General features: G+C 60.4%; 16 protein-coding genes. 10 read left to right on the top strand and 6 right to left on the bottom strand.

Going from position 1 to position 24,738, the window contains the following annotated elements; translation table 11 throughout:
* Nucleotides 1-188: 188 nt before the first annotated feature.
* Nucleotides 189-1,001, bottom strand: a complete 813-nt coding sequence (locus BMX59_RS07910) for an SDR family oxidoreductase (RefSeq protein ID WP_256572939.1) — start codon at nt 999-1,001, stop codon at nt 189-191.
* A 168-nt stretch (nt 1,002-1,169) separates the two neighbouring features.
* On the opposite strand from BMX59_RS07910, the gene BMX59_RS07905 reads away from it, so the two are divergent.
* Complete coding sequence (locus tag BMX59_RS07905; RefSeq protein WP_093120957.1) at nt 1,170-2,627, top strand: MFS transporter; 1,458 nt, start codon at nt 1,170-1,172, stop codon at nt 2,625-2,627.
* A gap of 1 nt (nt 2,628) precedes the next feature.
* Here BMX59_RS07905 and BMX59_RS07900 read toward each other — a convergent pair whose 3' ends face one another.
* Nucleotides 2,629-3,489 (bottom strand): LysR family transcriptional regulator, encoded by an 861-nt coding sequence (locus BMX59_RS07900; RefSeq protein ID WP_093120956.1) that lies wholly within the window; start codon nt 3,487-3,489, stop codon nt 2,629-2,631.
* A 184-nt stretch (nt 3,490-3,673) separates the two neighbouring features.
* Nucleotides 3,674-4,132: a hypothetical protein gene (locus BMX59_RS30420; protein WP_175486663.1), complete on the bottom strand. Its 459-nt coding sequence runs from the start codon at nt 4,130-4,132 to the stop codon at nt 3,674-3,676.
* 133 nt (nt 4,133-4,265) lie between these two features.
* On the opposite strand from BMX59_RS30420, the gene BMX59_RS07890 reads away from it, so the two are divergent.
* Nucleotides 4,266-4,682 carry a VOC family protein gene (locus BMX59_RS07890; protein WP_093120955.1) on the top strand — a complete coding sequence of 139 codons (417 nt, stop codon included), beginning with the start codon at nt 4,266-4,268 and terminating at the stop codon, nt 4,680-4,682.
* A gap of 125 nt (nt 4,683-4,807) precedes the next feature.
* On the opposite strand, the gene BMX59_RS07885 is transcribed toward BMX59_RS07890, so the two are convergent.
* A complete protein-coding gene (locus BMX59_RS07885; RefSeq protein ID WP_093120954.1) occupies nt 4,808-5,269 on the bottom strand; it encodes an anti-virulence regulator CigR family protein in 462 nt (153 codons plus the stop codon).
* Nucleotides 5,270-5,507: 238 nt separating this feature from the next.
* Here BMX59_RS07885 and BMX59_RS07880 point away from each other — a divergent pair, with 238 nt between their 5' ends.
* The 8 genes from BMX59_RS07880 to BMX59_RS07845 all read left to right on the top strand — a co-directional run bounded on the left by BMX59_RS07880 (nt 5,508) and on the right by BMX59_RS07845 (nt 19,185).
* Nucleotides 5,508-7,928 (top strand): TonB-dependent receptor plug domain-containing protein, encoded by a 2,421-nt coding sequence (locus BMX59_RS07880; RefSeq protein WP_093120953.1) that lies wholly within the window; start codon nt 5,508-5,510, stop codon nt 7,926-7,928.
* Between the two features lie 44 nt (nt 7,929-7,972).
* The gene (locus BMX59_RS07875) at nt 7,973-9,583 is read left to right on the top strand and encodes an ABC transporter substrate-binding protein (RefSeq protein ID WP_175486672.1); all 1,611 of its coding nucleotides are present in this window, start codon (nt 7,973-7,975) and stop codon (nt 9,581-9,583) included.
* Nucleotides 9,580-10,530: an ABC transporter permease gene (locus BMX59_RS07870; RefSeq protein WP_093120951.1), complete on the top strand. Its 951-nt coding sequence runs from the start codon at nt 9,580-9,582 to the stop codon at nt 10,528-10,530. The genes BMX59_RS07875 and BMX59_RS07870 overlap by 4 nt, the downstream gene beginning before the upstream one ends.
* A gap of 3 nt (nt 10,531-10,533) precedes the next feature.
* Nucleotides 10,534-11,433 (top strand): ABC transporter permease, encoded by a 900-nt coding sequence (locus BMX59_RS07865; protein ID WP_093120950.1) that lies wholly within the window; start codon nt 10,534-10,536, stop codon nt 11,431-11,433.
* Nucleotides 11,430-13,043 (top strand): dipeptide ABC transporter ATP-binding protein, encoded by a 1,614-nt coding sequence (locus BMX59_RS07860; RefSeq protein WP_093120949.1) that lies wholly within the window; start codon nt 11,430-11,432, stop codon nt 13,041-13,043. Before BMX59_RS07865 ends, BMX59_RS07860 begins: the two co-directional genes overlap by 4 nt.
* A gap of 293 nt (nt 13,044-13,336) precedes the next feature.
* Nucleotides 13,337-14,578 (top strand): multidrug efflux RND transporter periplasmic adaptor subunit MexE, encoded by a 1,242-nt coding sequence (gene mexE / locus BMX59_RS07855; RefSeq protein ID WP_071488457.1) that lies wholly within the window; start codon nt 13,337-13,339, stop codon nt 14,576-14,578.
* Between the two features lie 15 nt (nt 14,579-14,593).
* Nucleotides 14,594-17,773 (top strand): efflux RND transporter permease subunit, encoded by a 3,180-nt coding sequence (locus BMX59_RS07850; protein WP_071488416.1) that lies wholly within the window; start codon nt 14,594-14,596, stop codon nt 17,771-17,773.
* Nucleotides 17,770-19,185 carry an efflux transporter outer membrane subunit gene (locus BMX59_RS07845; protein ID WP_092250136.1) on the top strand — a complete coding sequence of 472 codons (1,416 nt, stop codon included), beginning with the start codon at nt 17,770-17,772 and terminating at the stop codon, nt 19,183-19,185. The genes BMX59_RS07850 and BMX59_RS07845 overlap by 4 nt, the downstream gene beginning before the upstream one ends.
* Before the next feature lie 102 nt (nt 19,186-19,287).
* On the opposite strand, the gene BMX59_RS07840 is transcribed toward BMX59_RS07845, so the two are convergent.
* Nucleotides 19,288-20,163, bottom strand: coding sequence for a Fic family protein (locus tag BMX59_RS07840; protein ID WP_139212851.1), 876 nt, complete (start codon nt 20,161-20,163; stop codon nt 19,288-19,290).
* A gap of 66 nt (nt 20,164-20,229) precedes the next feature.
* Nucleotides 20,230-24,681 carry a hypothetical protein gene (locus BMX59_RS07835; protein WP_093120947.1) on the bottom strand — a complete coding sequence of 1,484 codons (4,452 nt, stop codon included), beginning with the start codon at nt 24,679-24,681 and terminating at the stop codon, nt 20,230-20,232.
* Nucleotides 24,682-24,738: the final 57 nt, after the last annotated feature.

Here is a 24,738-nt window from a genome sequence, read left to right as displayed (position 1 = left end):
GCGACACGTCGATGCGATCGAAGGCATTGGCGTAGGCGCTGATCAGCGACTCGATGGCGGCGCGACCTCCAGGGCGTCCAGTCGGGTGTTCAATTCTTCACTGTTCATGTTGAGGTGTCCTGCGGGGGGCTTCGCAAAAGCGACAAAAGCAACCCTCTGCAAGGGTTGCACCAGGTTCGATCGGGAGGTCAGATCTGCGACAGCCCGCCGTCGACCATCAGTTCCACCCCGTTGACATATTTCGCATCGGCGGATGCGAGGAACAGCGCTGACGAGGCGATTTCTTCAGGTTGGGCCATGTACCCCAGCGGAGTGATCTGCTCGACATGGTGGCGCAGCGCGGCAATGTCGCTTTCGCTCATCTTCAAGCCGTTGTCCATCAAGGGGGTACGGGTGAAGCCAGGGCTCAGGACATTCGTTCGAATCTTGCGGCCTTTGAGTTCGTTGGCCCAGGTCCTGGCGAAGGACCGCACGGCAGCCTTGGATGCGTTGTAGAGGCTCAGTCCTTCCATGCCATTGCTGGAGCAGATAGACGCCGTCAGCACAATCGAAGCGCCGTTTTTCAACAAAGGCATCAACGTCTGCACAGTAAAAAACACGCCCTTCACGTTAATGTCGAAGAGGTTGAAGTACGCCGCCTCGGTGGTCTCGCCCAGCGGGTTCTTTTCGCAAATACCCGCGTTGGCAAACACTGCGTCCAACTGATCGTTGCGCCCCTCAATCGTCGCCTTGAGCTGATCGAGATCAGCCTGGCGCGCGACATCGGAAATAACCGCGATCGCTCTATCGCCAAGCCTGGCCACCGCAGCCTCCAGGGTGGCTGCTGAACGCCCAGTGATGTAAACACGCCTGGCGCCCTCTGCAATCAAACCCTGCGCAATCGCAAACCCGATCCCGGTGGATGCGCCGGTGACCACTGCCACCTGACCAGCGAATTTACCTGACATATCTGACTCCTCAGTCTCGTTTGTGTGGACCGACTGGAACCACAGTGCGGCCATTTTGAGAGGAATCAGGCACTCGACGGCACTGCCATAAATGAACGCTGGGCGTTCAATTTTGTGAGGCGTCAGCCCAAGTTTGATCGTTTAGATTGGGCCCCATTGATTGGGAGCATGACCCGCCATCGTGAATATTCTGGAACCGAAGGGTTCCAGGCAGGAGACCTTATGCCACAGACAAAAATCGCCCCACCGGAACCGCGGCGCTGGTTGATGTTCGCCATCTTATTGGTCGGTGCGTTTTTACCGCCGCTGGATTTTTTCATCGTGAACGTGGCGCTGCCCTCGATCCAGCAATCGCTCGGCACGGCCTCCTCCGCCGAACAGTTGATCATTTCCTCGTACGCGGCGCTTTATGCCGTGACACTGATTACCGGCGGACGGCTGGGTGATATCTACGGTCGCATGAGAATGTTTTTCCTTGGCCTGGTTGGTTTCGCAGTTGCCTCACTGATCTGCGGCGTCGCCGAGTCACCTTGGGTGTTGATCGCCGGACGTTCGCTGCAAGGCGTGACGGCAGCCGTCATGGCGCCCCAGGCACTCGCTTCGGCGCAGGCTATATTTCCCGAGTCCGAAAAGCCCTTGGCGCTGAGTCTCTATGGCGCGGTCTTTGGGCTGGCGTCAGTAGCCGGCCAGGCACTTGGCGGGATATTGATAGCGCTCGACTTGATGGGCTTGGGGTGGCGGGCGATATTTCTGGTTAATCTACCGATTGCGTTGCTGGTCATTCTGATCGCCATTCCCGTGGTCAGGGAAACCCGCGCGCAACAGACAAGCAAGCTGGATCTGGGTGGAACCGTCCTGTCCATGGCGACCCTTGGGGCGCTGATCGTTCCATTGATCGAAGGGCGTGAAGCCGGCTGGCCCTTGTGGGCCTGGCTGTCGCTTGCGGCCGTACCGCTGCTGGGCTGGCTGTTCTGGCGCTACGAAGCCCGTTTGCACCAGGCGCAAGGCGCACCGTTGCTTGATCCTGTCGCATTGCGCACGCCTGGGTTGGGCCGGGCACTGCTCGTCGCCCTGACCTTCTACGCGATCGGCGTGTTTTTCCTGCTGTTTTCCATGTATTTACAGGGAGCGCTGCATACAAGCCCACTCAATGCAGGCCTGATCTTCCTTCCTTTTGGCGCGGGATTTTTGCTGGGCCCGCTTTCCACCCCTCAATTCAGGCGTTTCCTGGGGGCTTACGTGAACCCCGTCGGAATGGGGCTTGAGGTGCTGGGGTTCATGCTCCTGGCCTGGCTCGTGGCGCACACACCGATGGCCGTCACGCCCCCTGCGCTGCCCCTCGCCGTCATTCTGTTTCTGATCGGTTTCGGACAAGGACTGGCCCTGCCGACATTGATGCGAATGATCACAGGACGCGTGGCGCCCGCGTATTCCGGCATGATTGCGGGCATTGCCAGTTCTACCCTGCAAATCAGCACATCACTGAGCGTGGCGATAATAGGCGGCATTTTCTACACCCTTCTGGGCACGGATACGGACGCGGCCGCCATCACTCACGCCTTCACCGTTTCCGTACTCTGCATCGCGGCATGCCTGGCCTTGGGCGCGGGACTCAGCCTAAGCCTGGCGCGCCAACCAGTTGCCCAATTGCAAACGGCAGCCCTGCGCCCAGTAAAGTGAATCATCGGCCCTGCTGCGAGCCGATCATGCTCGAGGCAAGGTCGGCAAGGGCACGAAGACTGTCCATCTGCCGCATGTCCTGGTGGTAACCCATCCAGATGTCGCGACCCGGTGGCGGTTCATGCGGATCAATCAGCCGCAGCGCTGTCAACTGGTCGCCCAGGACGCGGGGCAATACGGCGACACCCTGCCCTTGCGCGCACATGTGCGCCTGGGCTGTGCGACTGCTACTGGTGAACACCTTACGGGCCAGAGGGTAACGCTGCTGCAGCCATTGCACATCGGGATAGTGAGACTGGGCAACACTCATGGTGATCAAACCCACCCCGTCGCCCTGCGGCTCGGGGTCAGCGGATCCGACGGCCGCGTATAACCCGTAGCTCAAGGTAGTCAGTTTGCGGTGGACAATATCGGGTTCGGTGAAAGGAACGATCCGAAAGGCAATGTCGGCATCGCGACGAGCCAGGTCAAACAATCGATGTCCTGCGATGACCTCGGGCACGATCAGCGGATAACGTCGTCCCAGTTCATTCAGGACCGGGGCCAGCACATAACAGGCGAACCAGTCGGCGCAAGAAATGCGCAACACACCTTCTGGCTGTGCGCTGTCCCCCGCAAGGCGCCTTTCGATTGCCAAGGCACTTTGCTCCATTTCCTGCGCCAGATTGAGCAGCTTTTCTCCGCTGTCGGTCAGAACCAGACCCTGGGTGGTACGCAGGAAAATGGGTTGGCCACTGGACTGCTCAAGCACCTGCAAGCGTCGCCCCACGGTCGGATGGCTGACACCCAACTGCTTGGCGGCAGCGCCCAGCGACCCGCTGCGGGCAATCGCGAGAAAGACCCGCACATCACTCCAGTCCATGCGTTACCCCGTACAAAAAAGAACAGTGAGAGTGCAGCGATGGCACTGCCGTAGCAATCTCAGGCCCGACATACTGCTCTGCATACACCTTCGTTGAAACACCAACCGGGGACTGCAAATGTCAACTTTCGGGAGTCGCGTACGACCACTTCAACCTGACCGCAGGACCCTGACGTTCATTAAATCAAACACTGAAAAGCTTCCACAGTATCGCGTAAGGCATCTCATCATCAGCAATGTCATGCGACCGAAAATAATAAACAGCCGATGCGCTTTCCAAGCCCTTATGAACAAATGCACCGTCAGACATGACACGATAAGAGGCGTACTCCATTAACCTGTCAGAACCAAGAGCGCCAAGCGCCTCTTTTATCTGACGGTAGGTCGCACCCGCCTTCGATCTGCACAGCGACGACCACTCTTTCACGTTATCTGCCTCTAGCCTATTGCGGCCATTGATTATCCAGCCTTCGACCCTGCCAGCCCTGAGTGCACTCTCCGCGGCTGCTTTGGCCGATCCCTCAGGCATATTCTTTACGGAGTTTATGATCTCTGATTGCCAGGCCTGTAACTTTGAATCGGGCAAGGAATTCGGATAGCCCCCGCTGGCGTTGGCGTATCCGAGGTCCGAGGCGATGCGCATCACAGACTCGTTGCCGCTCAGTGTGCCTGACCCGGCAGGTGCATTTGGCAATGCGAGGCAGAAACATAAGACAAACTGCGGCTACCCTGAACACTGTCCCATTCGACAACGGCAAGAATCAGGAGTGATGGAAATGCGCAGTTTTACCCTTCAACGTATCGATCATGTTGTTTTGCGGGTCAAGGACATTGAGCGCAGCCTGGCTTTCTACACATCCGTGCTGGGGTGTGATGTCAAAAAACGCCGTGACGACCTCGGCATGATTCACCTGAGCGCTGGCACATCCATGATTGACCTGGTTGATGTGAACGGGCCGATCGGGCGTCAGGGTGGGGAGCCGGCGGGCAAGCAAAGACACAATGTCGATCACGTTTGCCTGCGGGTCGAGCCGTTCGATGAACACGCCATTCTCCAGCACCTGGCGGCGGCCGGGGTATTCGCTGAAGCGGCCGTGATGCGGTATGGCGCGGAGGGAACCGGGTTATCGATGTATCTCAATGATCCTGATGATAATCAGATCGAGTTGAAAGGCCCAGCGGTGCAGGCTTGATGGCTGGAAAGCGTCGAGCCTGAGTCATCATCCGACTGTGCCAGTGAACTTGTGCACGCACCCTTCCCGGTAAATTCAATCTGTTCGACCGCGTTACGGCGCCCCCACCGTCAGGCTCCAGCGCCCTAATCGAAAGCCCCTTCGAGCACCTCATAAATAAGGCCGGAAGCAATAGCCACGAGGATCAGATCGGTGCCCGCCTGCTGCCATTCGTAGCCGTCATAATGCGGCAGCCTGCCCAGCAGGCGCCCATCGAGCTTCTTGGCAATGCCTGGAGGCAGCGGTTTGCCTCGCGCTAACTTCTTCTGTATGCCAGGCGGCAGTGATGGGCCTGGGCTCCAGTAGTCACGATAGCCACCAAGCACCCCCAGGATGCCGCCACGGTCGATACTGGGGCCGTGCCCCCTATCATCGGCGTCTGCGCCTTTGCCCTTATGGCCCTGGTTGCCATGACCCTGGCCGCCCTGTGCGTTGCCCTTTGCGGATCCCTGGCCCTTGCCGTTGCCAGGGTCGGCCACCGCCGCCACCGGGCCCAGGGCCAAAGCGAGGCACGTAACAGCAACCGCCAGCGTGCGGGGTTTGAACATGATCGTCTTCTCCGTAAGGGAACCTCCCCTGGAATGTAGTCGACATTGGCGATAAGCAGCGCGCCTGTTTTTCACATAATAAAAATAGGTAATTTTATTTCAGATATAAATAATATTAACTGATAATTAGCTTATTCCAAAAAAGACTTTCCACAAGGTTTTTTATAGATATATCTTCATTTCACAGACCGACCCCATACCTGGCGGAGGACGCATCCACACCCTCCAGGTTACCTCCATGCCCGACATCGCCTTCCCCACGCCCCTCAAGAAATTACCTCTTTCACTCCTGACCGGCTCCCTGCTCCTGACTGCAGCACCCTCTTTTGCCGAAGACGCCAAGCTCGACACCGTCACTGTGATTTCCACCGGTCTGCGTGGCCAGCAACGCACGGTGGCCGACAGCCCGGCGCCGATCGATGTGATCAACAGCGACCAGTTGCTCAAGACCGGCCGCGCCGAGTTGTCCGAAGCCATCGCCAAACTGCTGCCGTCGTTCAACTTCGGCACCAACATCGCCGGCTATAACTCGGTGACCCGCCCGCTGAGCAACCGCAGCCTGGGGCCGGCCTACACCCTGGTGCTGGTCAACGGTAAACGCCGGCATAACGGCGCCACCGGCCAGCGCGGTTCCATCGATAACAGCGGTGCGAATGCGGTGGACATCGACCTGATCCCGGTCAGCGCGGTGGACCATATCGAGGTGCTCAAGGACAGCGCTGCCGCGCAGTACGGTTCCGATGCAGTCGCTGGCGTGATCAATATCATCCTCAAGTCCGGGAAGAGCGGCGGCCACCTGGAGACCAGCTACGGTCAGTTGTATTCCGGCCAGGGCGAGACCATCAAGGTCGCGGGCGACCAGGGCTTCGAACTGGGCCAGGGCGGCTTCTTTCACTTCTCCGCCGATGCGCGCAAACGTGGCAGCGCATCGTGGAACGACAAGGCCGACAGCAGCGTGCGAGCGTTCGCTGACCCAGCCAAGGAAGCGGCCTGGGACCGGGTGGCGATCAAGAACGGCGACCCGGACCTCAAGGCCTTCAACCTGGCCTACAACGCCGAACTGCCGCTGGAAGACCTGACACTGTATTCGTTCTCCACCTACGGCGAACGCGATGCCGAGGCCGCCAACTACTTTCGCCTGCCGACTGGCACCGCCGCAGTGCCCGAGGTGTTTCCCGACGGTTACTTCCCGCTCAACAACATCAAGGACCGCGACTACCAGTTGCTGTTCGGCGGCAAGGGCCTGGTGGCCGACTGGAACTGGGACCTGAGCACCACCTACGGGCGCAACAACGTGCACCACTCCAGCGACCTGAATATCAACCCGTCGCTGGGCACCGCGTCGCCGACCAAATTCGACAACCTGGCGACCTTCCGCTTCGAGCAGTGGGTCAACAACCTGGACTTCACCCGCCGCTACGACAGCCTGTTCAACCTGACGCCGCCGGTGCAGGTCTCCGCCGGCCTGGAACACCGCTGGGAACATTTCAGCACGTTTGCCGGCGAGCGCGAGGCCTATATTACCGGCACCTACCCCGCCGCATCGGGCGCACAGGCGGCGGTGACGATTCGCCCGGAAGATGAAGTCAGCCTGATCCGCAACAACTACGCCGGTTACCTGGACCTGGGTTTCGATCTCACGGACCGCTGGTTCCTCGACGTCGCCGGGCGGGTCGAGCACTACGACGATGACTCGGGCAACACCTTCGGCCTGAAAGTGAACTCACGCTACGAACTCACCGACAGCGTGGCCGTGCGCGGCACAGTGGGCACCGGTTTCCGCGCCCCCTCCCTGACCCAGATCGGCTACACCGTGGCCGACAACCGCGTGGCGACCGATGTGAACGGCAACGTGGTGCCGGCCGTGACGCGCCTGACGCCGTCCGGCAGCAACCTGGCCAAGGCGCTGGGCGGCGATGACCTCAAGCCGGAGAAATCGCGCAACCTGGGGCTGGGCCTGACCTGGCAGCCGGCGCCACGCACCAGCGTCACCGCCGACGCCTACCTGATCGACATCGATGACCGCATCGCCCTGACCAGCAATATCTACGACCGTGGCAACGGCGCGATCAACGCCATTCTCGCCGCCCAGGGCGTACCCACCGGTACCTGGGTCAACTACTACACCAACGCCTTCGACACCCGCACCAGGGGCCTGGACGTGGTGGCCGACCACACCACGCCGCTGGAGGCCTGGGGCGATGTGCGCTGGAGCCTGGGCTTCAACTGGAACAAGACCACGATTGAAGGCACTCGCGATACGCCGACGGCACTGGCTGGCTCAGGCGTGACCCTGGTCGGCCGCGACCGCGAAGGCGACCTGACCGACGCCTCTCCCAAGACCAAGTGGATCCTGGGTGCCAACTGGAAGGTGCGGGACCTGGCCGTCAACCTGCAAACCGCGCGCTACGGCGCGGTCAAGACCCTGGCCGTCAACCCGGCGGGCGACCGCAGCTTCGGCGCCAAATGGATCACCGACCTGGACGTCAGCTACACCTTCGTCGACAGCCTCACCGTGAGCATCGGCGGCACCAATATCTTCGACGTGCGCCCCGACAAACACGCGGTGTACAGCAACCTCGGCCTCGCCGCCTACGGCAACCCGCCGTTCTACCCCGGCGGCGGCTACTGGTACACCAAGCTCGCCTACGACTTCTGATCCACACGCCACATGAGGGCACACCATTGAATACCGCCAACTTGATGAGCCGTCTGCTGGCCCCCTGCGCCCTGGCGCTGAGCCTTGCCGCCTGCTCGCCCGGGCATGACACCCAGGCGGGCAAGACCCTGAACATCGCGTTTTTCGGCGATAACACCACCCTGGTCAGCGTCGATCCGTTCCAGGTGTATTGGCTGGAGCACCGCGTGCTGCTGCGCAACGTGGCCGAGTCCCTGACCGACCAGGACCCGCAGACCGGCCAGATCATTCCGTGGCTGGCCAAGCGCTGGGAAGTGAGTGACGACGCCCTGACCTATACCTTCCACCTGCGGGAGGACGTAACCTTCAGCAACGGCGAGCGCTTCGACGCCAAGGCGGTGAAAACCGCCTTCGACAGCGACAAGGCACTGGCCACCGAATTGCCGGCCACCTTCGGCGCCACCTACCTGGCAGGCTTCGACCACGCCAAGGTGGTGGACGACTTCACCGTCAAGCTGGTGCTGTCCAAGCCGAATGCGGGTTTCCTGCAAGCTACTTCCACCACCAACCTGGCGATCCTCGCGCCGGCTTCCTACGCGCTGAGCGTGAAGGAACGCTCCCTGGGCAAGATCATCGGCACCGGGCCGTTCGTACTGGCCAGCTACACGCCGGAAGTCGGTGCGCACCTGACCAAGCGCAAGGGCTACGCCTGGGCCTCGGCCAATATGAAGAACCCGGGTGAAGCGCACCTGGACGCGGTGGACATCAGCTACATCCCCGAAGAAAGCGTGCGCAACGGCCTGTTCCTGCAAGGCAAGGCCGACATCCTGTGGCCGCGCAACCCGTTCTCGGAGGTCGACCTGAAGCTGTTCCAGTCCAAGGGCGCGACCATTCAGAGCCGTTCGCTGCCGGGGCCGGCGCTGAACCTGTACCCCAATACCCGTGGCGAGCGGATCCTGGCCGACCGGCACGTGCGCCTGGCGCTGCAAAAGGCCCTCGACCGCAAGAGCTACGCCGGCACCGTCTACAACGCTGAGTTCCCGGTGGTGGACGGCATCTTCGATGTGACCACGCCGTACTTCAAAAGCCAGGGCGCCAAGCTGGCCTATGACCCGGCAGGCGCCGAGCAACTGCTGGAGCAAGCCGGCTGGACCAAGGGTGCGGATGGTTACCGGCAAAAGAACGGCAAGCGCCTGAGCCTGAGCTACAACATCACCCCGGCCGAGACCGCGGGCGACGTGCTCATCCAGGACCAACTGCGCAAGGTCGGCATCGAGTTGAAACTCAGCGTGGTCACCCGCGCCGAGTGGGTCGCCAACAACTCGGCGGGCAACTATGACCTGACCATCAACTACATGACCCGTGCCGACCCGATCATCCTGCAGACCATCCTCGATCCACGCAGCGCCAACAGTTCCACGCTGGCCACCAACACCTATGAACCGGCGGTGCTGGAACAGGCCAAGGGCTTGTTCGACGCCGGCATCACGGCCACCCAAGCCCCGCAACGCGCTGCCGCCTACGGCAGCCTGCAGGATTTACTCATCGATGAAAGCTCCGCGTTCCCGGTGTATGAGCGCGTGTGGCAGGCGGCGACCTCGCCCAAGGTAAAAAACTTCCGCTGGACCGCCGAGGGCTTCGCGCTGCTGGGTGATATCGAGATCGGCACGCCATGAGCCGCTACCTGATCGGCCGCATCGGCCAGGCGCTGCTGGTGCTGTGGGGGGCCTACAGCATCACCTATTTCATTCTGTATCTGCTGCCGGGCGACACCTTGTCGATCATGCTGAGCGCGTCGGGCATGGAGGCCGACGCGCTGTCGGTCGAGGACCTGGCCAAGGCGCGGGCCTACTACGGCCTGGATAAAGGCCTGTTCGAGCAGTATGTCGATCTGCTGTCGGGGGCGTTGCGGGGGGATTTCGGGCAGTCGCTTTCACTGAATCGCCCGGTGGCCGAGTTGCTTGCCGAACGCCTGCCGCAGACCCTGTCCCTGGCGGGCCTGGCCATCGTGCTGTCGTTGCTCGGCGGAATCGGCCTGGCCTACCTGACCGCCTACATCCGTTGGCAACCGCTGAAGAAAGCGCTGGCACGCCTGCCGTCCCTGGGCTTTTCGGTGCCGGTGTTCTGGATGGGGCTGTTGCTGATCCAGGTGTTTGCCTTCGGCCTCGGCTGGTTCCCCGCCACCGGCAGCCGGGGCCTGGAAAGCCTGGTGCTGCCGGCGATTACCCTGGCGATTCCGAGTGCGGCGGTATACGCCCAGGTGCTGCAACGCAGTTTCCAGGGGGTCTGGAAAGAGTCCTATATCACCACCGCCTACGCCAAGGGCCTGAGCCGTGGCCAGGTGCAGGCGCGGCATGGGTTCAAGAATGCGGCGCTGCCGATCCTCACCCTGATCGGCTTGCAGGTGGGTAATACGGTGTCGGGCGCGGTGTTGGTGGAGACCATCTTCGCGCGCTCCGGCATTGGCCGCCTGGCCCAGGAAGCGGTGCTGCGCCAGGACATTCCGGTAGTGCTCGCGATCGTTTCGGTGTCGGCGGCGGCTTTTGTCCTTGTAAACCTGCTGGTCGACCTGTTGTACCCGTGGTTCGACCCGCGCATCTCCCACATCCCAAAGGTGTCCTAGACCATGACTGTCCTTGAGCAGAACCTGGCCCGCAATCCCCTCCCGGCCAGCCCTGCGCCGTGGCGCCGCCGCAGCCGCCTGCAACGCGTGGCGGCGACGGTGTTGCCCCTGTTGCGCCGACCGGGGTTCAGCCTGGCGCTGCTGGTGGTGGTGTTTGCATGGGTGGCGGCTGTGGCGCCGCACGTGTTGAGCAGCTTCGATCCTTACGCCACCTCGCCTGTCGACAAGCTGCGCGCGCCCAACCTGATCCACTGGTTTGGCACCGATGAGCTGGGACGCGACCTCTATACGCGGGTGGTGCATGGCGCCGGCCTATCGGTCCTGGCGGCGTTCCTTGCGGTGGGCATCGCCCTCTTGGGCGGGCTGGGCCTGGGCATCCTGTCGGGTTTTGCCGGGGGGCGCATCGACGCGGTGATCATGCGCTTTGTCGATGTACTGCTGGCCCTGCCCGGCCTGCTGCTGGCCCTGGCGATTGTCACGGCCATCGGCTTCGGCACGGTGCCGGTGGCGATTGCCGTGGGCATCGGCATTATTCCGGGGTTTGCCCGCACCACCCGCGCCGAGGTGCTGCGGGTCAAGACCCTGCCCTACGTCGAGGCCGCGCGCCTGGGCGGTGCCAGTTGGGGGCGCACCTTGCTGCGGCACATCCTGCCTAACGCATGGGGGCCGGTGGCCGTGCTGGCGACCCTGGACTTCGGCGCCGCGATCCTGGCCACCGCAGGCCTGAGCTTTCTCGGTTTCGGCGCCGCGCCACCGGCGGCGGAATGGGGCACCCTGATCGCCAACGGTCGACACTTCCTGATCACCGCTCCCTGGGTTTCCCTGCTGCCCGGCCTGTTCCTGGTGGCCTTGGTGTTCAGCCTCAACCATATTGCCCGCACCTTCGAGGAGATCCAGCGATGAGCGCTCTAGTAGATGTTCGTCAACTCAGCGTCAGCTATCGGCACGGCCACACGGCGGTCAATCGCCTGTCACTGAACATCGCCCAGGGCGAAACCGTGGCGATTGTCGGCGAGTCCGGCTCCGGTAAATCGACCCTGGCCAACGCTATCCTCGGTCTATTGCCGGACAGTGCGCAGATCACCGCCGGCCAGCTGTGGGTAGATGGCCACGACCTGACCCACGCCAGTGAACGCCAAAAGCGCGCATTGCGCGGCCGCACCATCGGCCTGGTGCCCCAGGACCCGATGGTCAGCCTCAACCCGACCCTGCGCGTGGGCCAGCAGATCGCCGAGGCGCTGATCCTGGCCAGGGGCAAACGCTACCCTGGCGTCGATGCGGACATTGTCGAACTGCTGCAACAGGTGGGCATCGACAAGCCCGTACTGCGTGCGCGCCAGTACCCTCATGAACTCTCCGGCGGCATGCGCCAACGCGTGCTGATTGCCATTGCCCTGGCGGGCAACCCGCGCTTGATCATCGCCGACGAACCCACCAGTGCCCTCGACGTGACGGTGCAGCGCAAGATCCTCGACCACTTGCAACGCCTGGTGAGTGAACGGGGGATTTCGCTGTTGATCATCACCCATGACCTCGGTGTGGCCGCCGACCGCGCCGACCGGATCCTGGTGATGCAACACGGTGAAGTGGTCGAACAGGGCACGCCAGGTCGGATCCTTGGCGCGCCACAACACGATTACACCCGGGCACTGATTGCCGCCGCTCCGGCGTTTGCCAAACGGCGCGAGCCCTTGCCGCACATCGACTCGACCCAGGCCCCGATCCTGAGCCTGAAAAACATCGGCAAGACATTTGCGCTGCCCCAGGTCAAGGGCGAAGAATCAACGTTCGTGGCTCTTGAGGACCTCAACCTGCAGGTGTATCCCGGCCAGACCCTGGCCATCGTCGGTGAGTCCGGCTCGGGCAAGAGCACCGCGCTGCGCATCGCACTCGGCCTGGAAAAACCGACGCAGGGCCAGGTCTGGTTCGAGCAACAGGACGTCACCCACCTGAACTGGCGCGACTTCCGCCCACTGCGCCAACGCCTGCAACTGGTGCAACAGAACCCGTTCGCCGCCCTGGACCCACGCTTCACCGTGTTCGACAGCATCGTCGAACCCCTGGCGTCCTTCGGGCGGCTCAAGGGCGCCGCGCTGGAACAGGCGGCCCGGGAGTTGATCAACCGCGTGCATTTACCGGTCAGCTACCTGGATCGGCTGCCGCGAGAGCTGTCCGGCGGCCAGTGCCAACGCGTCGCCATCGCCAGGGCCCTGGCATTGAAACCTGACCTGTTGTTGCTCGACGAGCCAGTGAGCGCGCTGGATGTGTCGGTGCAGGCGCGCATCCTTGAGCTGCTGGAAGAGCTGCAACGGGAGATGGGTATCGCGTATGTACTGGTGTCCCACGACCTGTCGGTGGTGGCCAACTTTGCCCATGAGGTGCTGGTGTTGCGCAATGGCCAGGTGATCGAGCAGGGTTCGGTGGAGCAGATCTTCCATCGACCGGCCAGCGAGTACACGCGGGAATTGATTGCGGCCATCCCTGGCCGGCAGGTCATTGCGAGCGCCGCGTGAGACCTGTATCGCAGTGCCACGCGAAACAGTTGTCGGCAACGGCGCGATCCCCGAGCATCGCGCCCCCGACCGTCGGGCTCTCCAGGGATATTCCGCGCCTGTCTTTACAGCCCAGGCAAAAGACCTTTGTCATCACGCCTATTGATAGCCCCCTAACGAAACCCCCATGCTAGAGGGCTAATCTCGCGCTTATATCATTCCGAATGATAGTTACCTTTGCTTCATTCGATTCGTGACATAGCACAGCGCCGCGCATGATCCGCCCATCTCAAATACATTGGCGGATGCACCTCATGGAACAGTCACTCAAACATTTGCGCTTCCCCTTGGCCATTTTGGCGGTAGTGGTGATGAGCGCGTGCGGCAAAACCCCGGAACAAGCGGCCGCCATGCCAGCTGCCAAAGTCAGCGTGGCCAAGGTGCTGGAACAACCGGTCAACGAGTGGGATGAATTCACCGGTCGCCTGGAAGCCCCGGAAACCGTGCAGATCCGTCCGCGCGTGTCCGGCCAGATCGACCAGGTGGCCTTCACCGAAGGCGCGCTGGTGAAGAAAGGCGACCTGCTGTTCCAGATCGACCCGCGTCCGTTCCAGGCCGAAGTGCGTCGCCTTGAAGCCCAGCTTGCCCAAACCAAAGCTGCCGCGACTCGCAGCGATAACGAAGCGCAACGTGGCGAACGCCTGCGCCAGAGCAATGCGATCTCCGCCGAACTGGCCGACTCGCGCACCACCGCCGCCCAGGAAGCCCGCGCCGCCGTCGCCGGGATCCAGGCGCAGTTGGACCTGGCCAAGCTGAACCTGAGCTTCACCCGCGTGACTTCGCCGATCAGTGGCCGCGTCAGCCGTGCCGAAATCACCGCCGGCAACCTGGTGACCGCCGACGTCACCGCGCTGACCAGCGTGGTTTCCACCGACAAGGTCTACGCCTACTTCGACGCCGATGAGCGGGTGTTCCTCAAATACACCGAGCTGGCTCGCCAAGGCCGTCGTGGCGCCACCACTCCGGTGTACCTGGGCCTGTCCAACGAGACCGGCAACCCGCACCTGGGCCAGATGAACTTCGTCGACAACCAGGTCAACCCGGCCACCGGCACCATCCGTGGTCGCGCCGTGTTCGACAACAGCAAGGGCGAATACACCCCTGGCCTCTACGCCCGCCTGAAGCTGGTCGGCAGCGGCACCTACTCTGCCGTGCTGATCAACGATGAAGCCGTGGGCACCGACCTGGGCAAGAAGTTCGTGCTGGTGATGGAAGGCGACAAGCCGGCCTACCGCGCAGTGGAACTGGGGCCGAAGATCGAAGGTTTGCGCATCGTGCGCAGCGGCCTGAACAAGGACGACACCATTATCGTCAAGGGTCTGCAGCGTGTGCGCCCAGGGTCGCCGGTCGCCCCGGAAACCATTCCGATGGCCAGCAAGGAAACCCTCGCCGCCTTGGCCCAACAACGACAAGCACTTGAAGCCAGCAACCTGGAGCAAGTGGCGCCGGAAAAAACCGCGCCCAAGCTCGCAGCCGTTGCAGCTCCACGCGGTTAAGGGAAACGACTCAAGATGAATTTTTCCAAGTTCTTCATTTCGCGGCCGATCTTCGCAGCAGTGCTCTCACTGTTGATCCTGATCGCCGGTGCGATCTCGCTGTTCCAATTGCCGATCAGCGAATACCCGGAAGTGGTGCCGCCGACCGTGGTGGTGCGCGCCAACTTCCCGGGCGCCAACCCCAAGGTCATCGGTGAGACCGTGGCAGCACCTCTCGAGCAGGCGATCACCGGCGTCGAGAACATGCTGTACATGTCCTCGCAGTCGACCGCCGACGGCAAGCTGACCCTGACCATCACCTTCGCCCTGGGCACCGACCTGGACAACGCGCAGGTGCAAGTGCAAAACCGTGTGACCCGGACTCAGCCGAAACTGCCTGAGGAAGTGACGCGCATCGGTATCACCGTGGACAAGGCCTCCCCCGACCTGACCATGGTGGTGCACTTGACCTCTCCGGATCAGCGCTACGACATGCTCTACCTGTCCAACTACGCCTTGCTCAACGTGAAGGATGAGTTGGCGCGCCTCGGCGGTGTGGGTGACGTGCAGCTGTTCGGCATGGGCGACTACTCCCTGCGTGTATGGCTGGACCCGAACAAGACCGCTTCGCGCAACCTGACTGCGACTGATGTAGTGACCGCGATCCGCGAGCAGAACCGTCAAGTGGCCGCCGGTGCCCTGGGTGCGCAACCCGCGCCGACCGCCACCGCGTTCCAGTTGTCGGTGAACACCCAGGGTCGCCTGGTGACCGAGGAAGAGTTCGAGAACATCATCATTCGCTCCGGCGCCAACGGTGAAATCACGCGGTTGAAAGACATCGCTCGGGTGGAGCTGGGTTCCAGTCAATACGCCCTGCGCTCGTTGCTCAACAACCAGCCGGCCGTGGCCATCCCGATCTTCCAGCGCCCTGGCTCCAACGCCATCGAGATCTCCAACGAAGTGCGCGGCAAGATGGAAGAGCTGAAAAAGAGCTTCCCGCAAGGCATGGACTACAGCATCGTCTATGACCCGACCATCTTTGTGCGTGGCTCCATCGAAGCGGTGGTGCATACCCTGTTCGAAGCGCTGATCCTGGTTGTGCTGGTGGTGATCCTGTTCCTGCAGACCTGGCGCGCCTCGATCATTCCGCTGGTGGCGGTGCCGGTATCGTTGATCGGTACGTTTGCGGTAATGCACCTGTTCGGTTTCTCGCTCAACGCGCTGTCGCTGTTCGGCCTGGTACTGGCCATCGGTATCGTGGTGGACGACGCCATCGTGGTGGTGGAGAACGTCGAGCGGAACATCGAGCTGGGCCTGGACCCCTTCCCGGCCACTGAAAAAGCCATGAGCGAAGTGACCGGCCCGATCATCGCCACTGCGTTGGTGCTGTGTGCGGTGTTCGTGCCCGCGGCATTCATCAGCGGCTTGACCGGGCAGTTCTACAAGCAGTTCGCCTTGACCATTGCGATCTCGACGGTGATCTCGGCGTTCAACTCGCTGACCTTGTCCCCTGCCCTGGCGGCGGTGTTGCTCAAGAGCCATAACGCGCCGAAGGATGGGTTCTCCAAGTTCCTCGACAAGTTGCTGGGTGGCTGGTTGTTCAAACCGTTCAACCGCTTCTTCGACAAGGCCAGCCATGGCTACGTCGGTACCGTACGCCGGGTGATCCGTGGCAGTGGTATCGCGCTGTTCCTGTATGCCGGCCTGATGGTCCTGACCTGGCTGGGCTTTGCCCACACGCCAACCGGTTTCGTACCGGCCCAGGACAAGCAATACCTGGTGGCCTTCGCCCAACTGCCGGACGCCGCGAGCCTGGACCGTACCGAGGACGTGATCAAGCGCATGTCCGACATCGCCCTGAAACAACCGGGCGTGGAAGCCGCCGTGGCCTTCCCGGGCCTGTCGATCAACGGTTTCACCAACAGCCCGAACAGCGGCATCGTGTTCGTGACCTTGAAGCCGTTCGACGAGCGTAAAGACCCGAGCATGTCCGCCGGCGCGATTGCCGGTGCCTTGAACGGCAAGTACAGCAGCATCCAGGAAGCCTACATGGCGATCTTCCCACCGCCGCCGGTACAGGGCCTGGGTACGATCGGCGGCTTCCGCCTGCAGATCGAAGACCGGGGCAACCTGGGTTACGACGAGCTGTACAAAGAAGTGCAGAACATCATCACCAAGAGCCGTACCACACCGGAACTGTTCGGCCTGTTCACTAGCTACACGGTCAACGTGCCCCAGGTCGATGCCGCCATCGACCGTGAAAAGGCCAAGACCCACGGCGTGGCGATCAGCGACATCTTCGACACCCTGCAGATCTACCTGGGTTCGTTGTATGCCAACGACTTCAACCGCTTCGGCCGGACCTACCAGGTCAACGTGCAGGCTGAGCAACAGTTCCGCCTCGATGAAGACCAGATCGGCCAACTGAAAGTGCGCAACAACAAAGGCGAAATGATCCCGTTGGCGACCTTCATCAAGGTCAGCGACACCTCGGGCCCGGACCGCGTGATGCACTACAACGGCTTTATCACCGCCGAAATCAATGGCAACGCTGCACCGGGCTACAGTTCGGGCCAGGCACAGGCGGCCATCGAGAAACTGCTGAAAGACGAACTGCCCAACGGCATGACCTACGAGTGGACCGACCTGACCTATCAGCAAATCCTCTCGGGCAACACCGCGCTGTTCGTGTTCCCGCTCTGCGTACTGCTGGCGTTCCTGGTACTGGCCGCCCAATACGAAAGCTGGAGCCTGCCATTGGCGGTGATCCTGATCGTACCGATGACCCTGTTGTCGGCGATTACCGGGGTGATCATCTCGGGCGGTGACAACAACATCTTTACCCAGATCGGCTTGATCGTACTGGTGGGCCTGGCGTGCAAGAACGCGATTCTGATCGTCGAGTTCGCCAAGGATAAACAGGCAGAAGGCCTCGACCCGCTCGCTGCGGTACTGGAAGCCTGCCGTCTGCGTCTGCGGCCGATCCTGATGACCTCGTTCGCTTTCATCATGGGTGTGGTACCCCTGGTGTTGTCCAGCGGTGCCGGTGCCGAGATGCGTCATGCCATGGGCGTGGCGGTGTTCTCCGGGATGATCGGTGTGACCTTCTTCGGTCTGTTGCTGACGCCAGTGTTCTACGTACTGATCCGTCGCTCTGTGGAGCGCAGCGAAGCGCGCAAAGCGGCCAAGGCCTTGAAGCTGGAGACACAGCAATGAGTGTGAAAGTATTCCTGCCGAGCTTGCTGGTCCTGGCGCTGAGCGCCTGTGCCGTGGGCCCGGACTACAAAGCCCAGACTCCGGAGGCGGCCAATATCACGGCCGCTGCCGACGCCAAAAAGTATGACCACGCCAAGTTCGAAGGCATTTGGTGGCAGCAGTTCGAAGACCCGACCCTCAACCAGTTGGTGACCCAATCGCTGCAAGGCAACCGTGATTTGCGCGTCGCTTTTGCCCGTCTGCGGGCGGCCCGAGCGATCCGCGATGACGCCAGCAATGACGCGATGCCGACCATCACCAGCCGCGCCAGCAGTGACCTGGCCAAGGGTCAAATCCCGGGCCAGACCACCAAGCGTGTCAACAGTGAGCGTTACGACCTCGGTCTGGACATGGCCTGGGAACTGGACCTGTTCGGTCGCATCCAGCGCAACCTGGAAGCCACCGACGCCGACCAGCAAGCCGCCGAGGCTGACTTGTACCAGTTGCAAGTCACCATGATTGCCGAACTGGTGGATGCCTACGGTCAGCTGCGTGGTGCGCAACTGCGTGAACGCATTGCTTTGGACAACCTGAAGAACCAGCAGGAATCGCGCGCCATCACGGTCAGCCTGCGCGATGCCGGTGTGGGCGACCAGCTCGACGTGGAGCGTGCCGACGCACGCCTCGCCGCAGTCGAAGCCAGCGTGCCGCAACTGCAGGCCGAGCAAGTGCGCGAGCGTAACCGCATCGCTACCCTTCTCGGCCAGCGTCCCGACAAATTGACAGTCGACCTGAGCCCGAAAGACCTGCCGGCGATTGCCAAGGCCTTGCCGATTGGCGATCCGGGGCAACTGCTGCAACGTCGCCCGGACATCCTCAGCGCCGAACGCAAACTGGCCGCCGCCACTGCGCGTATCGGCGTGGCCAAGGCCGACCTCTTCCCACGGGTCAGCCTCAGCGGCTTCCTCGGCTTTACCGCCGGGCGCGGTTCCCAGATCGGCTCGTCCGCCGCGAATGCCTGGGCCCTCGGCCCGAGCATCACCTGGGCCGCCTTCGACCTGGGCAGCGTGCGCGCCCGTTTGCGCGGCGCCGATGCCGAAGCGGATGGCGCCCTGGCGACCTACGAGCAGCAAGTGCTGCTGGCCCTGGAAGAGTCCGAGAACGCCTTCAGCGACTACGGCAAGCGTCAGCAACGCCTGGTTTCGCTGATCCGCCAAAGCGAATCCAGCCGCGCCGCCGCCGACCTGGCCGCGATCCGCTACCGCGAAGGCACCGTGGACTTCCTGGTGCTGCTGGACGCGCAACGTGAGCGCCTGGCCGCCGAGGATTCCCAGGCCCAGGCCGAAGTGGACCTGTATCGCGGCATCGTCGCGATCTACAAGGCCCTGGGGGGTGGCTGGCAGCCGGACACGGTGGTCGCCAGCGCCAAGTGAGGTAAAGAGCTCCTTTGGTTGGTCGCATCCAGCCAATTTTTTGCCCCGTGGTCCATTCGGTCACGGGGCTTTTTTTGGCCTGGGCAGCAGTGAAGGGCTGTATCAGATTCTCGGGTTCAGAATGCTTTCCCCCTCAGGTGTCAATGCCTTGAAGAACGGTCCGTCCGCTTTGATTTGTGCCAATGCATACAACGCGCGCGCGAGCCTGCCATTGCCGTCGCCATAGGGGTGAAATCGGACCGCTGCCGCGAACAGGCCGTCCGCCAGAAGCCACTTGCCTTCCTGTGCGCTTTGAGCAAGTTCAGGCAATAGCTTCTCGAACCCCGCGTGCCCGATCTCCGACGCCATATAAACAGGGTCGCTGCTGGAGCGGAAGTCACGATAAGGTTCACCCGGCCCGGGTTTGTAGACCTGCGCATGAATCTCATCAATCGTGTGAATGTCAGTCAGGTCGGCGTCTCGGTTACGCCACAACACGCCCCGAACCTCGTCCGCCGTTAAACCATCGGAGCGACTCGTATCGACAATCCACTCCGCCGCCTTTTCGTAGGGATTACCCAGTTTGAGCTCGCGAGGGACCAACGGGGTGCTGTCCAGCAGGGATCTCATTGCGGTGTTGGTTGCCTCCAAACGGGCACGGTCCTTTGCCAGGCGACGCAAACCATGGCCTACCTCGCCCTGTAACGTGCCCCAGGCAAAGCGCTGACGCGGGACGCCAAGACCGTCCAGCTTCAAGTTGTCACGAATGGATTGAACAACGGTGGCTTTATCGGTGGAACCCATCAGCGCCCGGGCGTCATCACTTAGCAACAGTCGGTTTACCAGATAGTCGATCTTGTCCTCGTCCGACAGTGAACCCCAGTTTTTCGGACCCAACAATTGAAATCCTGGATTATCAATAGCAAGGGGGGGCGGTGCAGCGCTGGATATGGGTACTTGAAGGCCGGGTTTACGGTTCGCAATATCCTGGGCGCGCACGCGAGCAATCCCACGTACGGAAGTGCTCACTTTGTCCAGCGGCGTAGGGCCGGACGCTGCATTCGGTTACGCGAGGGTTGGCTTGCTCCAGCCGTAACTGAGCAGGTGGCCGCCCTCGATAAACTGCTTAGGCCCGGGTGCGGAAAAACCTGAAAAAGCTGCCTCTGCCGACCGCAGGTTGGAAAAGTCCTTGTACTTGATCAGTGCCTTGTTCGTAGCAGCCTGATAGGCCTGCATTAATGCCGGCTCCGGCAGAATCATCGGGTCTGTAAACGAGGGCATGCCTTTATTGGCAAACTGTGGCGCCGTCAGATCAAACGCGTAGGTTTTGCCCTTGAAGTCGCCTATAGGTAAAAAATGGTTGAATACACCGTCCGGGTTGCGCGAACTCCAGATCAGCATCGCTCGAAACTTGATGTTTTCAAACCCATTTGTACGCATGAATTCGGCGACCGTTTCCGCGGCGCTTGCGCACTGTCCTGCGGGAGCCATGAAAGCATTGTGCAGCTTGGGATTGGCGCGCAATGTGTCCATGAACCCATGCATCTCAACGGGTAGTGCTCGTGAAGCGCTGCCTTCAATCTGTCGAAAGGGCTCGATTCGGGTATCAACGTCAGGCGCGCTTGTGGGCGCCGCAAGTACGCGGGTCGGTGGCTTTTTGAATGATATTGAAGGCGGTGATAAGCGTAATTCTGAGGTTTTGACGAGGGCACTGAATCCTTTGTTGGTATCCTGAAGATGTGCCAACGCATAGAGTGTCCTTGCCAATGGATCGTTATTAGTCGCATAGGGTTTAAAACTCTGGGTCAACCCGAACAACCATTCAGCTCGGGACAATCCCGTTGGAACACCCGAGTTCTTCAGTTGGTGTGCAAATGCACCACGAGCGATATCAGACCCCATCTGACCAGCTTCTCCACTGAGGCGAACCGCTTCTTCGGAAGTCCCGCTGATTGCCCGATGAATATCATCAATCACACTGATTTTGCTCAAATCGGCCTGCTGAAACTGCGCAATAACCCGCTGCAAACGCCCTTCCGGTATCCAGGGGCTGCTGGACGCCGCAATCCAGCCCGCCGCCCTCTGCACAGGTGGCCCACTGACGGCGCGTGTCTCAATGGTCGGCGGCTGCTTATGCAGTTGTTTTATAAACTGGTCCACGGTATCGAGGCGTTTTGAATCAGATTCAAGCAATGCTTTTGCAGGATTGATTTCACTACGTTCACTCTTCCAATTCGTCGCTGTCGTGAGATCACGTCGCAAATTATTGGCAATCGACTGTCTGACAGACTGCTCACTGGTCCGCGCGATCAACTTCTTGCCGATACGGGAGGCCATTAACTTAGTCGACAAGTAACTGACCTTTTGTGCATCGGTCATTTGGTTCCAGATCGTTGGTGTTTCTGCTACCCCTTGGATGCCTGGCGCCGCTCCTGATGCCACAACATGGCCCGTTGCAGATGAAGAGCCTGCACTTTTAGGGAGCAATGCAGCCGCACTTGCCGGCGAGTGGGAAGCAGAAGCGGCAGGGCGAAAGTTGATCCCGTACTTGCGTGCCAGCACGTTGTTTATTATGCGAAACGTATCAGGCCGAATAATGTATTCCTTGGAAAAACGGTAATAATTCACCGCCGAGGCCAATGTATTTGCCCCTTTTGCTCCGCCAATCGCCAAAGGAATGCCGAGTGAAATAGCCGTTGAAATAAGAGATACCCAAGCGGACGTTTTGGCGGTATCTCGCTCCGTCGGATCGTCGCTGATTTCAGCTTTCAACGCGTGGGCGCCTGCGCTGGCCAACCCCAGGCCAGTGGCGTAGATCATCCCTTTCAATGCGGCGCCGCTGCCGGGAGCGCCGAACATAAATATTAAGCCTTGGACCTTCAGAAACTCGGTGAGGACATCCAGTGCTTTGAGCGAATAGTACTCCCAATCAGCAAAAATCAACGTGTCAATATCTGATTCGACACGTTCCATATTTGACTTGAACAAAGAGGCGCTCAGTTGCTGTATGCTTTCCTGGGCGGTAAAGGTCAAGGGTTTGATATTGACCTGGCCACCGTTACGGCCCATCCCTATTTGAACGTTTGTCGACATCTTTGTTCGAGTGACCTCAAACGCCTGTGGATTCCTGGCGGCCTTAATTTGCTCAATGAGCGGCAGTTTTATACGGATCCAGCTTTTGAATTTTTCATCTTTTGGGTAAACAGGCATCCCCTCAGTATAAGACGCCCCGAACTTCCAGTAGCTATTACGTTTTTCACTGATATAAAAACAGTTGTCGTCATCCACACTACACAGGACCGCCGCCTGCCCTTGAGTGACAGCAAACACACCATTGACCTTCGCGCCATGAAATTCAACCTCAGATGCCTTTAATTCTCCATTCAGAAAACGACTCATCAACACATGACCAGGATGCTCAATGGAAGTGTTAGAGAGATAGTTAAATGCAGCATTCTTGATCCTGCCATCATAGAAGTCTACCCATTTCTGCTCTATGTCTGGCCGAGATTTATAAGCAGAAAGCTCAGCCTCCAATGCCGGCCCCAATGAATGTTTAATAAATTTGACTAGCTGCGGATGGGAAACGCGGGAAACCTTATAGCCCATATCGAGATATCCGCGCATCGATCTTATCTCCTTCAAGTAAGTACCGGTGACGACTTCCTTGAGCGTGAAATATTTTTTACGTTCTACTGTAGCCACGATATTGTAGTTAAGGTTGCGTGACTGGTCTTCCTCGTACCAAACGGTTATCGTGCTGTTAAGTCGCAGACTCACGGTCTCTCCCGTCTTCCTTTCAAATGCCTTGATACGCTGAGTGATCATTTCGTCCAATGCAGCAGACGGTTCCAGAATGGGTGCATAAAGGTTGGTCATCCATTCGAGGGAGTCTTTAATGTGCGCTTCCAGACTACTGGTCAATTTTTTCTCATACGTCGCTTGGAGTTCGGTACGCTGAATTTCGAAGCGCTGCAATCCCGTGGTAATCGCCCCTGCCAGCATCTTGTCATCCACCTCGGCACCGATGCCTCCAGCGTTTCGCACAAGCTCACCATTGGTCTGGTTTTCGCCATGGGCACGATGCTTCAGCATTGCGTCGACTGAGCCTGTCCGTGCAACCGAAAGGTTGCCATCATCCACACTGCGAGGGGCGCGAGACTTCACTGTGTACAACTGATCCAGAAACACTTGCCCGATCGATACATCCGGGTGATCAGGCGGTGCCTGTTCGAGTGCGATATCCACCTCTGCGTCCAGCATCGGCAAGCGATCGCTTGAATACGTCCTTCGTTCGTTATCTTCCAGTCCTGGGGAAGCTGGCAGGAACCAGTTGCTATAAAACGTACTGATGCCGCCATAGGCGGCAAGCACCCCCAACGCAAGCACAGGGTGTTCTCCGACAGCATCGCCGACGCGTTGCGTCAGTAGAACCCCCTTGCCGAGCAACCAACTGCCCAAGGCAATGCCCAAGCGTTGCATCTCTGGCGTGTAACCTTGCTCCTCAACAGGCCCTGTGGTTTCACGGTAGACACCATTGGCGCCCGTGGCGTAACGACCCGACATCGGCGGACTGGCTTGGCTGAGCACGTCTTTGAGCAGGACTCTGACTTCCTCCAACTCGACACCTTCGGCACCCGGCAGGCTCAACGCGGCATCGATGCGGCTCAGCACCTGCCGGGTTTGAGAAGTGAACGACGCCAACCATTGTTTATCCGCAGGGGCGGCCTCTGCGTGTTTTTCCCGAAGATCATCGACAACATTAGGACCATGGTCGACTGCGGCCATCCGCAGCTCGTCCTCGTAGTACATCTGGGCCTGGTTGACCTGCAGCAGGTCGGGCCGCACACACTGTTTGTTGTACATGCCCTTGATTCCATCAGCAGCATCCAGAATCCCCTGCCCGGCCTGCTGTAACCCCAAATAGGTCTGCACGTTAAACAGTGGCAGTAGCGGCGCCGTGTCCTTCGCCAAGGTTTCGCCGACATCGATGGCGAAGGCAAACTTGGCGGCCTCGAAACGCTCTCTCAGTCGATTGACATGGACGCTGACCACGGCGGCCTTATCGCCAGTGAGCCCACGCAGGCTGTCCTCGGCGTCCATCAGTTGCTCGCCCATTTGCGCAAGCGCTTCAGCCTTGGCGAGGGGAATATAGCGGTTGTTCAACCTGGCCAGCCGCTCTCTGGCCTTCCACGCCTGTTGCAGGGACCGATTGGGTGTATGCCCCGGCTGATGCCCTGACCCCGCCATTTGCACACTCACCCACAGGTCCTTGATTTTCTGGCGGGTGCTGAGCGGCCGTGGACGAACATCTTCATATGCCGCCCGTAACATATGGTGTTGATAGGCGTCGGACTCACGTTTTATCTGAGTGCGTAACTGGTTCAGCTCGTTGCCGAGCGCTTCGCTTTCATTGCGAGGTATTGCATTCGTAGCCACTGGCAACTGCGCCACGGCAGCGTTACCCGGCCCTGATTCACCGGCAGTGAGAGATTGAGAGGTTATCGACAGCGGCATCTGACAGACTCTTCAGCGAGGAAAGATGCCTGAGAGTTGCGGATTGAGCGCTTGGCT

The sequence above is a fragment of the Pseudomonas sp. NFR09 genome (assembly GCF_900111535.1).
Classification (GTDB): domain Bacteria; phylum Pseudomonadota; class Gammaproteobacteria; order Pseudomonadales; family Pseudomonadaceae; genus Aquipseudomonas; species Aquipseudomonas extremorientalis.
This window is presented reverse-complemented; position numbering and strand designations above follow the sequence as displayed.

Coding starts and splice junctions, on each gene's coding strand:
- BMX59_RS07910 (WP_256572939.1), bottom strand. CDS start 1,001: ATGGCCGCACTGTGGTTCCAGTCGGTCCACACAAACGAGACTGAGGAG.
- BMX59_RS07905 (WP_093120957.1), top strand. CDS start 1,170: ATGCCACAGACAAAAATCGCCCCACCGGAACCGCGGCGCTGGTTGATG.
- BMX59_RS07900 (WP_093120956.1), bottom strand. CDS start 3,489: ATGGACTGGAGTGATGTGCGGGTCTTTCTCGCGATTGCCCGCAGCGGG.
- BMX59_RS30420 (WP_175486663.1), bottom strand. CDS start 4,132: ATGCGCATCGCCTCGGACCTCGGATACGCCAACGCCAGCGGGGGCTAT.
- BMX59_RS07890 (WP_093120955.1), top strand. CDS start 4,266: ATGCGCAGTTTTACCCTTCAACGTATCGATCATGTTGTTTTGCGGGTC.
- BMX59_RS07885 (WP_093120954.1), bottom strand. CDS start 5,269: ATGTTCAAACCCCGCACGCTGGCGGTTGCTGTTACGTGCCTCGCTTTG.
- BMX59_RS07880 (WP_093120953.1), top strand. CDS start 5,508: ATGCCCGACATCGCCTTCCCCACGCCCCTCAAGAAATTACCTCTTTCA.
- BMX59_RS07875 (WP_175486672.1), top strand. CDS start 7,973: ATGAGCCGTCTGCTGGCCCCCTGCGCCCTGGCGCTGAGCCTTGCCGCC.
- BMX59_RS07870 (WP_093120951.1), top strand. CDS start 9,580: ATGAGCCGCTACCTGATCGGCCGCATCGGCCAGGCGCTGCTGGTGCTG.
- BMX59_RS07865 (WP_093120950.1), top strand. CDS start 10,534: ATGACTGTCCTTGAGCAGAACCTGGCCCGCAATCCCCTCCCGGCCAGC.
- BMX59_RS07860 (WP_093120949.1), top strand. CDS start 11,430: ATGAGCGCTCTAGTAGATGTTCGTCAACTCAGCGTCAGCTATCGGCAC.
- mexE (WP_071488457.1), top strand. CDS start 13,337: ATGGAACAGTCACTCAAACATTTGCGCTTCCCCTTGGCCATTTTGGCG.
- BMX59_RS07850 (WP_071488416.1), top strand. CDS start 14,594: ATGAATTTTTCCAAGTTCTTCATTTCGCGGCCGATCTTCGCAGCAGTG.
- BMX59_RS07845 (WP_092250136.1), top strand. CDS start 17,770: ATGAGTGTGAAAGTATTCCTGCCGAGCTTGCTGGTCCTGGCGCTGAGC.
- BMX59_RS07835 (WP_093120947.1), bottom strand. CDS start 24,681: ATGCCGCTGTCGATAACCTCTCAATCTCTCACTGCCGGTGAATCAGGG.